Raw genomic sequence first — 12,389 nt, forward strand, 5'->3', positions numbered from 1 at the left:
ATGCCGAACACGGAAGTTAAGCTCTTCAGCGCCGATGGTAGTTGGGGGTTTCCCCCTGTGAGAGTAGGACGTTGCCAGGTAATGAGTAAAAAGATCAGTAGAGATACTGGTCTTTTTCGTTGTTTAGCAATTAAGAAAATTCTTGTACTATGGATAAGCCGTCCAACTAGAGTACCTAGCTTCTCTTAGGGTTACAGTTACTTTTGAATTGAAGGTGAAAAATATCTTCAATTCAAAAGCGTCCTATTTGCCCAAGTCTAATCAAGGCGCTTCCGCTTTTGTTCTTTTGTTTATCCAAGACAAACACATTAAACTTTTTCTTACATAAAGTATTGAAAACAACACTAAATATATTCTGAATTGTGTATACAATCGAACGGATTGGTCAAACTAAAAAGTATGGAGGTGGAGAATGTGAATACTAATAACATAGAAAAGCAAAAAGGGGAAATTTGTATTGTGTGTGATCGGGAAAAATCGGTAGGAATTCATCTCTATACGAGCTTTATTTGTGTAGACTGTGAACGAGAAATGATTAGTACACAGACATCTGATCCTAAATACCAATACTACTTAGAAAAGTTACGTAGGGTTAAAAACCCACCACTTTATTCATAAGGTTGAAATTGATCATTTGATTGGTCTACAAATTCTGTTTTATTGAAATATGGAGGCGCTGACTGTGAGAAAAGTCAGCGCCTTCTTTTGGCATCTCGGGAGTTAGATAGAGATCGACGTTGACGTCGAGTTCTAGCGGCTAGGAGGAGAATTATTCTAGATTTTAAAAAAGACTACTACCACTTAGGGGACCTAATAGTCCATGAGAAGAATAAGTCGTGTTATAATGACTTTAGATAAAATGAAGGACGATGATTTTTATGGAAACACCTCTCTTTTCAGCACTAATGCAACATGTGAAGAGCAATCCCTTATCCTTGCATGTTCCAGGGCATAAGAATGGGACTGTATTTATGAAGGAAGCTGAACAAATCTATAAGGGGATTTTACCCTTTGATGTAACTGAATTAACTGGATTGGATGATTTGCATGACCCTAAGGAAGCTATAGCAAAGGCGCAACAGCTTGCAGCGGTACTATATAATGTGCAGAGTACATATTTTTTAGTGAATGGATCAACAGTTGGAAATTTAGCGATGATTTTAGCTTGTTGTAATGAAGGGGATGAGGTCCTTGTTCAACGGAATTCCCATAAATCCATTATTAATGGAATTTATTTAGCTGGAGCTAGGCCGATTTTTTTATCACCAAAAGTAGATGAGATGTATCAAGTTCCATCTTATGTCGAATTAGAAACTGTAAAAGAAGCGATAGAATGTTATCCAATGGCGAAAGCATTAATTTTAACAAATCCAAATTATTATGGTCTATCAATTGATTTAACAGAAATGATTAAATTTGCTCATAGCTTCCATATCCCTGTACTTGTTGATGAAGCGCACGGTGCTCATTATATAGCAGGAGGGCAATTTCCTGTTTCTAGCATCGAGGCTGGTGCAGACATTGTTGTTCATTCTGCTCATAAATCATTACCAGCAATGACAATGGGATCCTATCTTCATCTGAATAGTGAATTAGTTGATAAAGAAAAGCTTCATTTTTATTTATCGCTATTACAAAGTAGTAGCCCATCATATCCAATAATGGCTTCATTGGATTTAGCGAGGGCATATTTAGAAAACATTATGAAAGAAGAGAAACTGCCTGAAATTTTAAAGTCAATTGAGATGGTGGAGCAGCAAATAAACTCTATGGAAGAAATAGAAATTGTTCATTCAATTGATAAGTTGGTGAGTACTGATCCTTTGAAGATGACAATTCGATCAAGAAATAATGTAACTGGATTTGAACTTCAGGACTTTTTTGAATCACAAAGTATTTATGCGGAACTAGCTGACCCAACTAAATTACTGTTTATGTTGCCACTACATGATACTACGTCTATCACAAATAAATTAAAGGCCATAAATAAGGGGGTTCCCAATCCGTCACGTCCCATACATGCAAAACAACACATTCGTATGGAGGATAGCCAAACGAATAGCATCCAGCCACTAGAAGTCTCCTATTCCTACTTGAAAGTATGTGAAAAGAAAGTGGTAGCCTTTGAGGAAGCTGTCGGGTTTTACTCTGCAGAATCAATTATTCCCTATCCTCCTGGTATACCATTTCTTATGATGGGGGAAAAAGTGACAGCCAATTTAATCATACAATTAAAGAATTTGATGAAATCTGGTGTGAAAATCCAAGGAGATAATCATATTCAACAAGGAAGAATAACGATATATATGAAAAGCAGGTGAGTATGTTGATTGGAAAGTTTATTACGTTTGAAGGGCCAGAAGGAGCTGGCAAGACCACTATCTTAGAGTTATTAATGAAGGATTTACAGCAATCAGGTATTGAAGCTGTATTTACGAGAGAACCCGGTGGTATACATATAGCAGAAAAAATTCGTGAAGTAATTTTAAATAAGGAACATACAGAGATGGATGCGAGAACAGAAGCTCTTCTATACGCAGCAGCAAGAAGGCAGCATCTTGTCGAAAAGGTTATCCCTGCAATAAAAAATGGTGAAATTGTCTTTTGTGACAGATTCATCGATAGTTCTCTAGCATATCAAGGACATGCAAGGGGCTTAGGCATTGATGAAGTACTTTCAATCAATGAATTTGCGATTAATGGATTTATGCCAGATCTAACATTTTATTTTAGTATCGAACCAGAAAGAGGGCTTGAAAGGATCGCAAGTAGCTCAGAAAGAGAAAAGAACCGTCTTGATTTAGAAGGACTTTCATTTCATAAGAAGGTACAGGAAGGCTACGAGAAGGTTATTAACAGGTTTCAAGAAAGAATCGTAATCATTGATGCTGATAAACCAATGATTGAAGTATTAGATGATGTAAAAAATGTTTTAAAAGAGCATATTCAAATGTAAACTCCTAATGGAATTTTATTACCATTAATCTAGCAATGAATCACTTAGGTGAACATGTTACAATATAGGGAGGCTTTTATATTATGAAGTTAATTATGGTGGTTGTACAAGATAAAGATAGTAATAAACTCTTGAATGCTTTGATGGAGTATAATTTCCGAGTAACGAAATTATCGAGTTCAGGTGGATTTCTTAAATCTGGGAATACAACATTTATGATAGGTACTGAAGATATAAGAGTAGATAAGGCTTTGCAAATCATTAAAGATAATTGTCAGGCTAGGGAACAACTTGTTGCACCTGTTTCACCAATGGGAGGGAATGCAGATGCCTTTATTCCATATCCTGTTGAAGTAGAAGTTGGTGGGGCGACAGTTTTTGTTCTACCTGTGGAGCAATTTCATCAATTCTAACCTTCTATCTAGCGATATAGTAACGCTCTCCTTCAAAACAGTTTGTGGCAGTAAAACGCCATGGGGGTTTTTATGAAAATTAGTCAAGAAATACGTTCTACGATGGATAAGCGAGGTCTGGAGCAGAAAGTAGTACAAACTGCCTCTAAGGGATTCGAAGATTTGATAACAAAGCAAGGTAATAAACTTCAAATGGAACAATTAAATCAACTACTAGTTACCATAGAAGATGCTGGTCGACGCTTGTCTAAATCTAGGAATTTTAGTGATCTCTCAAAATATAAATTGTTGGTTAAAAAGTTTATACATGAGGCTGTTGAATATGGGATGAGAATGAAACAGTCAAGAAGTTGGGATTATAATGGAAATAGTAGACCATTAAAAATTATTGAACAGCTTGACCAGTCATTAATTGATTTAGCGGACGAGATTGTTAAGAAGGAAAGCTCGTCGATTGATATCCTTGCAAAAATAGGTGAAGTTAAGGGATTGCTGATAAACCTATATACGTAGAGGGTGATGAGTGTTATGGTTAAAAATTGGCAAGATATCGCGTCCTATCAGCCGCGGATCATGAAGTTATTAGCAAACAGTATCCAAAGGCAACGTTTAGCACACGCCTATTTATTTGAGGGGAAAAAGGGAACTGGTAAAATGGATATAGGTATCCTTTTAGCGAAAAGTTTCTTTTGTGAAAACCTTCTAGAATATGAGCCTTGTGAGAGTTGTAAAAATTGTAAGAGAATACAATCAGGTAACCATCCAGATGTTCATATCGTTGAACCTGATGGACTGTCAATTAAAAAGGGACAGATCCAAGCGTTACAAGAGGAGTTCTCGAAATCTGGTGTTGAATCGAGTAAAAAGCTTTATATCATTGTACATGCTGATAAAATGACGGTAAATGCAGCAAATAGTCTATTAAAGTTTCTAGAAGAGCCAAATGCAAACACAATTGCAATTTTAATGACGGAACAGTATCATAAAATGTTAAATACGATCCTATCTCGCTGTCAGTTACTTTCGTTTCAACCATTACCACCGAAGATTATTCAGGAAACACTAGTTGAATCAGGTATTTCTAAGCATTTAGCAGCACTTGTCTCGCAATTAACCAATGATACGGAAGTGGCAATAGAAATTGCAAAAGATGATTGGTTTGCACAGGCGAGATTGAAAGTGATAAGATTATATGAAGTGCTCATAGACCGAAAAGGACAGGCACCAATCTATATTCATACAGAGTGGATGAATCACTTTAATGATAAAGAGAAGCAAGAATCAGGCCTAGACCTGTTATTATATATATATAAAGATATCCTATCAGTACAAATAGGAAATGTGGAACAAGTCATTTATCATGACAAAATCCAGCAATTAACGCAGCATGCCCTTCAAATGACACAAAGAAGTGTGACTGAGAAGATAACTTCTATTTTAGAAGCTAAGAGAAAACTTCATGCCAATGTAAATCCGCAATTATTGATGGAGCAATTGGTGTTAACATTGCAGGAGGGATAAGTTTGTATGATGTTGTAGGTGTTCGTTTTAAAAAGGCGGGTAAAATATATTATTTCGACCCTAATGGTTTTCAGATAGAGGATGACGACTTTGTTATCGTAGAAACAATTAGAGGAATTGAGTATGGTAAAGTCGTTTTAAATAACAAAAGAGTTGAGGAGAATGACGTCGTTTTACCACTAAAAAAAGTCATTCGACTTGCAGATGATAAAGATCGTTTAATGGTTCAGGAAAATCAAACCGCCGCGGAAGAAGCCTACCATGTGTGTCAGAAGAAAGTCTCTGAACACGGTTTAGATATGAAATTAGTTGATGTAGAATATACCTTTGACCGTAACAAGGTAATCTTTTATTTCACAGCAGATGGTCGAGTTGATTTCCGTGAGCTAGTAAAGGATTTGGCTGCGATCTTTAAAACGCGGATTGAACTTAGACAAATTGGCGTCCGAGATGAAGCTAAGATGTTGGGTGGGATAGGGCCATGTGGCCGCATGTTATGTTGCTCTACTTTTTTAGGTGATTTTGAGCCTGTATCTATTAAAATGGCTAAAGATCAAAACCTATCTCTAAATCCAACGAAAATCTCCGGTCTATGCGGACGATTAATGTGCTGTTTAAAATATGAAAACGATGAGTACGAATCGGCTAAAGAACTTTTACCAGATTTAGGGGAAATGATAGGCACTCCTAATGGATTGGGCAAAGTAGTTGGTCTAAATATCTTAGAACAAATTATACAAGTAAATCTTGTTGAACAAGAACGTGTGGTAGAATACACTTGGGATGAGTTACAAAAAGAAGGTGTAGTTCCAATGCAATCCACAGATTGATGAGGTGGAACAAGTGGATAAAAAGGAGATATTTGAGTCTGTCAGTAGTATGGAAGAACAAATAGGATCTTTATACTCTCAACTTGGTGAGTTGAAGCAGCATCTAGGAGAGCTCATTGAGGAGAATCATCATTTAAAAATTGAAAATGGGAATTTGCGCCGAAGATTAGACTCAACATTTACAATCACAAATACTGATAAAGCAAAGAATATAAAAACAAAAGAAAAACAGCAAACGAAACAAAATCCAATTGATATCGGTGAAGGCTACGACAACTTAGCAAGATTGTATCAAGAGGGCTTTCATATATGCAATTTGCATTACGGTAGTCTGCGTAAAGATGGAGATTGTTTGTTTTGCTTATCATTTTTAAATAAGAAGTAATGCGGCTGACTCATGATGGTTTGCCCCTCTAGAAGAAACCATGGAGGGAAAAACTTTAATTATGTGTCAGTTTTTTTATGTAAGTAAGAGGTTATAGGTTATATACTTAGTTTTTGTGCCACTTGTTATAGTGTTTAATGCTTGTGGGCACTTTCGCATTTCATGTTAAAGGAGTTAGTATTCATGGTTAACTTAATTGGTGATGAGAGATTAGATTATTTATTAGCTGAGGATCTTCGGATTATCCAAAGCCCAACAGTCTTTTCCTTTTCTCTAGATGCAGTCCTGCTTGCCAAATTTGCCTATATGCCGATTCAAAAAGGTAATATAATCGATCTTTGTACAGGGAATGGTATTATTCCTTTATTATTAAGTACAAGAACAAAGGGAAAGATTATCGGGGTAGAGATTCAGGAGAGGCTATATGATATGGCAGTGAGGAGCATTGCTTATAACAATTTAGAAGATCAAATTGAAATGATTCATGGGGACTTAAAGGATAGTACAAAAGTGCTTGGTCATGGAAAATACGATGTTGTGACGTGCAACCCACCTTATTTTTTGACCTCCGAAAGGAATATGCAAAATTTAAATGAACATCTTGCGATTGCTCGTCATGAGATTCTTTGTACGTTGGAGGATGTGATCCGGGTTAGTAGTCAACTATTGAAGCAAGGGGGCAAAGTTGCACTTGTTCATAGACCAGGAAGACTTGTCGACATCGTAGAGCTTATGAGGAAGTATGGGGTTGAGCCAAAGCGAATTCAATTTGTTTATCCAAAGCAAGGCAAAGAGGCAAATACGTTACTAGTTGAGGGAATTAAAGGCGGGCGTTCAGATTTAAAGATGTTACCTCCACTTGTTGTCTATAATGAGGAAAATGAATATTCAGAGGAAATAAAGACGATATTATATGGAGATAAAGCGGACGGAGCCTCAATCAATGAGTAGGTAAGTATGGATTCGTCCCCTCATCTTAAAGGGAGTTATCTATGGAGCAAACAAATCATTATTTTTATGTGCTTGAATGTAGTGATGGGAGCTACTACGCGGGGTATACAGTTGATATAAACCAACGATTAAAAAAACATAATAATGGTACTGGAGCAAAGTATACGAGAGGAAGAGCTCCAGTTAAACTTTTATACTCAGAAGAATTTGCTACAAAAAGTGATGCTTTAAAAATGGAAATATCCTTTAAAAGGTTAAAGAGAAAAGAAAAAGAACAATACATATATAGGACATCTAATGAAGAAAGGTAAAGGGGAGTATGTTAAAACAACAAAAAAGCTTTCACAGTGAAGAAAAAGAAGTAGGGAATCTATATTTAGTTCCAACTCCAATTGGAAATTTGGAGGATATGACCTTCCGTGCAATAAAGATCTTAAAGGAAGTCGATCTTATTGCTGCTGAGGATACTCGTCAATCTAAAAAGCTATGCAATCACTTTGAAATTGAAACACCTATTTTTAGTTATCATGAACATAATAAGGAGACAAGTGGTAGCCGGGTTCTTGAGTATTTGCAACAGAGGAAAAACATTGCGCTTATAAGTGATGCAGGTATGCCGACAATTTCAGACCCAGGTAGTGAATTAGTGAAACAGGTTCTTGCTATAGGAGGAAATGTTATTCCGTTACCAGGTGCAAATGCCGCGTTGACAGCGCTCATTGCATCGGGAATTACTCCACAGCCGTTTTATTTTTTTGGCTTCCTTGGTCGTCAAAAGAGAGAAAAGAAAAATCAACTTGAACAATTACGGTATAGGAAAGAAACGATTATTTTATACGAATCACCACATCGGCTAAAGGAAACGCTACAGCTCATGCAAGAGTATTTGGGGAATCGTTCCGTTTGTCTTTCAAGAGAATTGACAAAGAAATTTGAAGAATTTATTCGTGGTACAATGGACGAAGTCATGAAATGGTCGGAAGAGAATGAGATTCGTGGAGAATTTTGTATTATCCTAGAAGGATCGAATGAAGAACCTTCTACAGAGATTGATACATGGTGGAGTAAGTTGACCATAAAGGATCATGTTGAACACTATATCAAACAAGATTTCACTTCAAAGGATGCTATTAAACAAGTATCGAGTGAAAGAGGCATTCAGAAAAGAGAAGTTTATCAAGCCTATCATATTGAATAACTGAATGATTAGAAAAAGGGGTCTGATACTCGATGTTCGAGTCGGACCCCTTTTTTAAGTGAATTATTTTTGAACCAATTGGTTTTGAATTTCTGCTAAGATTTGTTCTGCACCTTCACGGCTAAGTACTAACTTTCCGCTTGCTAATGCAAGGTTGTCATCAGAAACTTCCCCAGTCACCTGACAAGTCATATTAGGCTTGTATTTTTTTAGGATGATTTTTTCATCATCAACATAAATTTCTAAAGCATCCTTTTCTGCGATTCCTAATGTGCGACGTAATTCGATTGGAATAACAACACGTCCTAATTCATCAACTTTACGTACAATTCCAGTAGATTTCATAATAATAATCTCCTCTCAATTTCGACGTTCTCTATATTTATTTCTTATACTTCGTCATTTTTCGACAAATTAATTTGCTTTTTAAGCATAACAGTGTTTCCAATAATCGTCAATCATTTTATTTTATTTTCCATGTAAAAAAATAGGTGGATTTTATTAAACCTTTTAGGATTAAGGTTCAGTTCGGTTGAAGGTTACTAAAACACGGGAATTTGTCCTTTATTTGGGATTATAAATGTCAATTAATTTGAGTTGTTGGGGCAATTTTAGAAGGAAATGATTCATGAGTTGAGGAGAATTTTCGACAAAAATTTTAGGATCGTGTCGAAAGTAATTCTAAATTGAAAAATTCTCAAATCTTTAGGTATATATTCTTGATATTAGAGGCTAAGATGGTATCATAAAGAGTATGAAAATAGTGAATATGGATAGGTTAGTAATGCTTGAGAATTTTATCATTATAGACATCCATTGAAATACTAGTTTTTACATAACGCTCTCGTCCTTAGGGGCGAGAGCGTTTTTTTAGGAGAAGCAAAAATTGGCAAGAGGAAAGGTTTTTCCAAATAGATTGAGGAGGTTACATAATGGAGAATAGTCAAAAAACATTTTATATTACTACTCCTATTTATTATCCAAGTGGAAAGTTACATATAGGACATGCTTATACTACGGTGGCAGGGGATGCGATGGCTCGTTATAAACGTATGCGTGGATACGATGTTATGTATCTGACAGGCACTGATGAGCATGGTCAAAAAATTCAACGCAAAGCTGAGGAAAGCAATATTACACCTCAACAATATGTCGATGATATTGTCTCGGGAATTGAGAAGTTATGGGGCAAGATGGATATTTCTTATGATGATTTTATTAGGACAACTCAAGATCGCCATAAGGTAATTGTGGAAAAGATCTTTGCTCAATTAGTTGAGCAAGGAGATATCTATTTAGATGAATACGAAGGTTGGTATTCTGTTCCTGATGAAACCTATTATACGGAAATACAGCTTGTAGACCCAATTATGGAGAACGGCAAAGTAGTAGGTGGTAAAAGTCCTGATAGCGGTCATCCGGTTGAATTAGTAAAAGAAGAATCATATTTCTTTAAAATGGGAAAGTATGTTGATCGACTTTTAGCTTATTATGAGGAAAATCCTGAGTTTATCCAACCAGAATCAAGAAAAAATGAAATGATTAATAACTTCATCAAACCTGGACTTGAAGATTTAGCTGTTTCTCGTACAACTTTTGATTGGGGTGTAAAAGTACCAGGTGATCCAAAGCACGTCATATATGTTTGGATTGATGCTTTATCTAATTATATTACAGCACTTGGCTATGGTACCGAACAGGATGAGAAATACAAAAAATACTGGCCAGCAGATGTTCATATTGTCGGTAAGGAAATTGTTCGTTTCCATACGATTTACTGGCCAATTATGCTAATGGCCTTAGATTTACCACTACCTAAAAAGGTTTTTGCACATGGCTGGCTTTTAATGAAAGATGGCAAAATGTCAAAGTCAAAAGGTAATGTTGTAGATCCAGTAACGTTAATTGATAAATATGGGTTAGATGCCCTTCGTTATTATTTATTAAGAGAGGTTCCGTTCGGTTCTGATGGCGTCTTTACTCCAGAAGGATTTGTCGATCGTATCAATTATGATTTGGCAAACGATTTAGGGAATTTACTAAATCGAACTGTTGCGATGATTGATAAGTACTTTGATGGAAAAGTACCTGAATACAACGGTGCGATAACAGAATTTGATGGTCAGCTTGTCACATTTTTACAAGATACGATCAATAATTATGAAAATGCAATGGATAAAATGGAGTTTTCAGTTGCGTTATCATCTTTATGGCAATTTATTAGCCGGACAAACAAATATATTGATGAAACCAAACCGTGGGTGTTAGCTAAGGATGAAGCAGATCGAGAGAAGTTAGCTTCAGTTATGGTCCACTTAGCAGAATCATTACGAATCACTGCTGTACTATTAAAGCCATTTTTAACTGAAACGCCAAACAAAATTTTTGATCAGCTAGGAATCGCTAGTGAAGAGCTAAAAAATTGGGATAGCATTACAAGCTTTGGGCAAATAAACGAGGCACAAGTGAACAAACAATCCCCAATTTTCCCTCGTCTTGAGGTGGAAGAAGAGGTCCAATATATAAAAGAGCAAATGCAGGGATCGGCTCCAAAACAAGAGGAGAAGAAAGTAGAAACACCTACAATTGAAGATGAAATTACAATCGATGATTTTATGAAGGTTGATTTACGAGTAGCTGAGGTTATCCATGCAGAGCCAGTTAAAAAAGCAGACCGACTACTGAAAATCCAGCTTGATCTTGGCTATGAAAAAAGACAGGTAGTATCTGGGATTGCAAAGTATTATAAACCAGAAGATTTGATCGGTAAAAAAGTTATTTGTGTTGTTAATCTAAAGCCAGTAAAACTTCGCGGTGAATTGTCTCAAGGGATGATTTTAGCTGGTTCACAAGATGATGTCCTTTCGGTGGCGACTGTTGATAATAGCCTTCCTAATGGATCAAGAGTGAAATAGGCACCTGCAATTTTCGACAGGGAAAAACAATAGGGAAATTGCATTGTTAAGCCTAAAATAGACAAATAATATGTTTAATAAAAAGAAGGATGTTCCACGTGTAACATTTTGTAGAACATCCTTTTGATTTGTCGATGGAAAGAAGGGAGTAGAAAAATGCTTTTTGATACCCACGCCCATTTAAATGCTATTCAGTACGAAGAAGATATAGTAGAGGTTATTCAGCGAGCAAAATCCGAAAATGTAACACATATAGTTGTCGTTGGTTTTGATAAGGATACGATTAAGAAAGCGATGGAATTAACAGACCAATATGACATGATTTATGCTGCTGTGGGATGGCATCCAGTAGATGCAATTGATATGACAGATGACGATTTAAAATGGATTAAGGAATTGGCTTCACATCCTAAAGTTGTAGCTATAGGTGAGATGGGATTAGATTATTACTGGGATAAATCACCAAAAGATATTCAAAAACAAGTATTTCGTAAGCAAATACAATTAGCAAGAGAAGTACAGCTTCCAATTATTATTCACAACCGTGAAGCGACAGAAGATGTTATCAAGATTCTTCAAGAAGAGAACGCAAGTGAAGTTGGTGGAGTTATGCATTGCTTCACAGGTAGTCTTGAGGTTGCCAAGCAGTGTATGGATATGAATTTTTATATTTCCTTCGGGGGACCGGTAACATTTAAAAATGCCAAAAAACCAAAGGAAGTAGCTGCAGAAATACCGATGGATCGAATTCTAATAGAGACGGATTGTCCGTATTTGACACCACATCCTTTTAGAGGGAAACGTAATGAACCGAGCTATGTGAAATATGTAGCAGAACAAATTGCGACATTAAAAGAGGTAAGTGTCGAAGAAATAGCAAGAAAAACTTCCGACAATGCCATGCGATTATTCGGCATAACTCGATAACGAACGGTGTCGAATGATGGGATAGCATGTCAAGTTTACGATGAAATATTAATAGTTCTATAGGTCACGTCTCTCTCATAGGATAACTTTTGTCGATAACTCTTTCTTCACTTTTATCTCATTTTTCCGCATAATAATTAATACATTGGAAAAATGAGACAGGGTGGAAAGGGTTGACAAGATGATCGATACTCTATATAATCCACGGGGAAGAAGGAGGCGTTTTTCATTTTCATTCAAAACATGAAAAGGCTGTTTTCCGAAAAAGTAATAAAGAATAAAATTGTCCTTTT

General features: G+C 36.2%; 14 protein-coding genes and 1 rRNA gene. 14 read left to right on the plus strand and 1 reads right to left on the minus strand.

Features of this window, described 5'->3' with window-relative positions:
• The 12 genes from rrf to rsmI form a co-directional block, all read left to right on the plus strand.
• Positions 1-80 (plus strand): 5S ribosomal RNA (gene rrf, locus K9V48_RS29975); the annotation flags it as partial.
• A 334-nt stretch (positions 81-414) separates the two neighbouring features.
• A complete protein-coding gene (locus K9V48_RS13000) occupies positions 415-618 on the plus strand; it encodes a sigma factor G inhibitor Gin (protein ID WP_308012572.1) in 204 nt (67 codons plus the stop codon).
• 260 nt (positions 619-878) lie between these two features.
• Entirely contained in the window at positions 879-2,321 is a 1,443-nt protein-coding gene (locus K9V48_RS13005; protein ID WP_224139418.1) for an aminotransferase class I/II-fold pyridoxal phosphate-dependent enzyme, read from the plus strand.
• A gap of 5 nt (positions 2,322-2,326) precedes the next feature.
• A complete protein-coding gene (gene tmk, locus K9V48_RS13010; protein ID WP_224139466.1) occupies positions 2,327-2,956 on the plus strand; it encodes a dTMP kinase in 630 nt (209 codons plus the stop codon).
• Positions 2,957-3,039: 83 nt separating this feature from the next.
• Entirely contained in the window at positions 3,040-3,369 is a 330-nt protein-coding gene (gene darA, locus K9V48_RS13015) for a cyclic di-AMP receptor DarA (RefSeq protein WP_111618142.1), read from the plus strand.
• A 72-nt stretch (positions 3,370-3,441) separates the two neighbouring features.
• A complete protein-coding gene (locus K9V48_RS13020; protein ID WP_224139419.1) occupies positions 3,442-3,882 on the plus strand; it encodes a YaaR family protein in 441 nt (146 codons plus the stop codon).
• A gap of 15 nt (positions 3,883-3,897) precedes the next feature.
• On the plus strand, positions 3,898-4,890 hold the full coding sequence (gene holB / locus K9V48_RS13025; protein WP_224139420.1) for a DNA polymerase III subunit delta': 993 nt from the start codon (positions 3,898-3,900) through the stop codon (positions 4,888-4,890).
• Positions 4,891-4,892: 2 nt separating this feature from the next.
• Positions 4,893-5,720: a competence/sporulation regulator complex protein RicT gene (ricT, locus tag K9V48_RS13030; protein ID WP_111618145.1), complete on the plus strand. Its 828-nt coding sequence runs from the start codon at positions 4,893-4,895 to the stop codon at positions 5,718-5,720.
• A gap of 13 nt (positions 5,721-5,733) precedes the next feature.
• Positions 5,734-6,105 carry a DNA replication initiation control protein YabA gene (gene yabA, locus K9V48_RS13035; protein WP_224139421.1) on the plus strand — a complete coding sequence of 124 codons (372 nt, stop codon included), beginning with the start codon at positions 5,734-5,736 and terminating at the stop codon, positions 6,103-6,105.
• Between the two features lie 183 nt (positions 6,106-6,288).
• Entirely contained in the window at positions 6,289-7,056 is a 768-nt protein-coding gene (locus K9V48_RS13040; RefSeq protein ID WP_224139422.1) for a tRNA1(Val) (adenine(37)-N6)-methyltransferase, read from the plus strand.
• Positions 7,057-7,097: 41 nt separating this feature from the next.
• Positions 7,098-7,367 carry a GIY-YIG nuclease family protein gene (locus tag K9V48_RS13045; RefSeq protein WP_224139423.1) on the plus strand — a complete coding sequence of 90 codons (270 nt, stop codon included), beginning with the start codon at positions 7,098-7,100 and terminating at the stop codon, positions 7,365-7,367.
• Between the two features lie 8 nt (positions 7,368-7,375).
• Positions 7,376-8,254: a 16S rRNA (cytidine(1402)-2'-O)-methyltransferase gene (rsmI, locus tag K9V48_RS13050; RefSeq protein ID WP_224139424.1), complete on the plus strand. Its 879-nt coding sequence runs from the start codon at positions 7,376-7,378 to the stop codon at positions 8,252-8,254.
• Between the two features lie 63 nt (positions 8,255-8,317).
• Here rsmI and abrB read toward each other — a convergent pair whose 3' ends face one another.
• Positions 8,318-8,605, minus strand: a complete 288-nt coding sequence (gene abrB, locus K9V48_RS13055) for a transition state genes transcriptional regulator AbrB (protein WP_224139467.1) — start codon at positions 8,603-8,605, stop codon at positions 8,318-8,320.
• Between the two features lie 581 nt (positions 8,606-9,186).
• Between abrB and metG the strand changes: the two genes are divergently transcribed.
• Both metG and K9V48_RS13065 read left to right on the plus strand, forming a co-directional pair.
• Positions 9,187-11,169, plus strand: coding sequence for a methionine--tRNA ligase (metG, locus tag K9V48_RS13060; RefSeq protein WP_224139425.1), 1,983 nt, complete (start codon positions 9,187-9,189; stop codon positions 11,167-11,169).
• Between the two features lie 156 nt (positions 11,170-11,325).
• Positions 11,326-12,096, plus strand: a complete 771-nt coding sequence (locus tag K9V48_RS13065; RefSeq protein ID WP_224139426.1) for a TatD family hydrolase — start codon at positions 11,326-11,328, stop codon at positions 12,094-12,096.
• Positions 12,097-12,389 lie beyond the last annotated feature (293 nt).

The organism is Metabacillus rhizolycopersici (assembly GCF_020075705.1).

What these genes read in the sequence shown, in the direction of transcription:
- K9V48_RS13020 (WP_224139419.1), top strand. Translation starts at nt 3,442, where the DNA reads ATGAAAATTAGTCAAGAAATACGTTCTACGATGGATAAGCGAGGTCTG.
- K9V48_RS13005 (WP_224139418.1), top strand. Translation starts at nt 879, where the DNA reads ATGGAAACACCTCTCTTTTCAGCACTAATGCAACATGTGAAGAGCAAT.
- rsmI (WP_224139424.1), top strand. Translation starts at nt 7,376, where the DNA reads ATGTTAAAACAACAAAAAAGCTTTCACAGTGAAGAAAAAGAAGTAGGG.
- K9V48_RS13045 (WP_224139423.1), top strand. Translation starts at nt 7,098, where the DNA reads ATGGAGCAAACAAATCATTATTTTTATGTGCTTGAATGTAGTGATGGG.
- K9V48_RS13065 (WP_224139426.1), top strand. Translation starts at nt 11,326, where the DNA reads ATGCTTTTTGATACCCACGCCCATTTAAATGCTATTCAGTACGAAGAA.
- metG (WP_224139425.1), top strand. Translation starts at nt 9,187, where the DNA reads ATGGAGAATAGTCAAAAAACATTTTATATTACTACTCCTATTTATTAT.
- darA (WP_111618142.1), top strand. Translation starts at nt 3,040, where the DNA reads ATGAAGTTAATTATGGTGGTTGTACAAGATAAAGATAGTAATAAACTC.
- K9V48_RS13040 (WP_224139422.1), top strand. Translation starts at nt 6,289, where the DNA reads ATGGTTAACTTAATTGGTGATGAGAGATTAGATTATTTATTAGCTGAG.
- holB (WP_224139420.1), top strand. Translation starts at nt 3,898, where the DNA reads ATGGTTAAAAATTGGCAAGATATCGCGTCCTATCAGCCGCGGATCATG.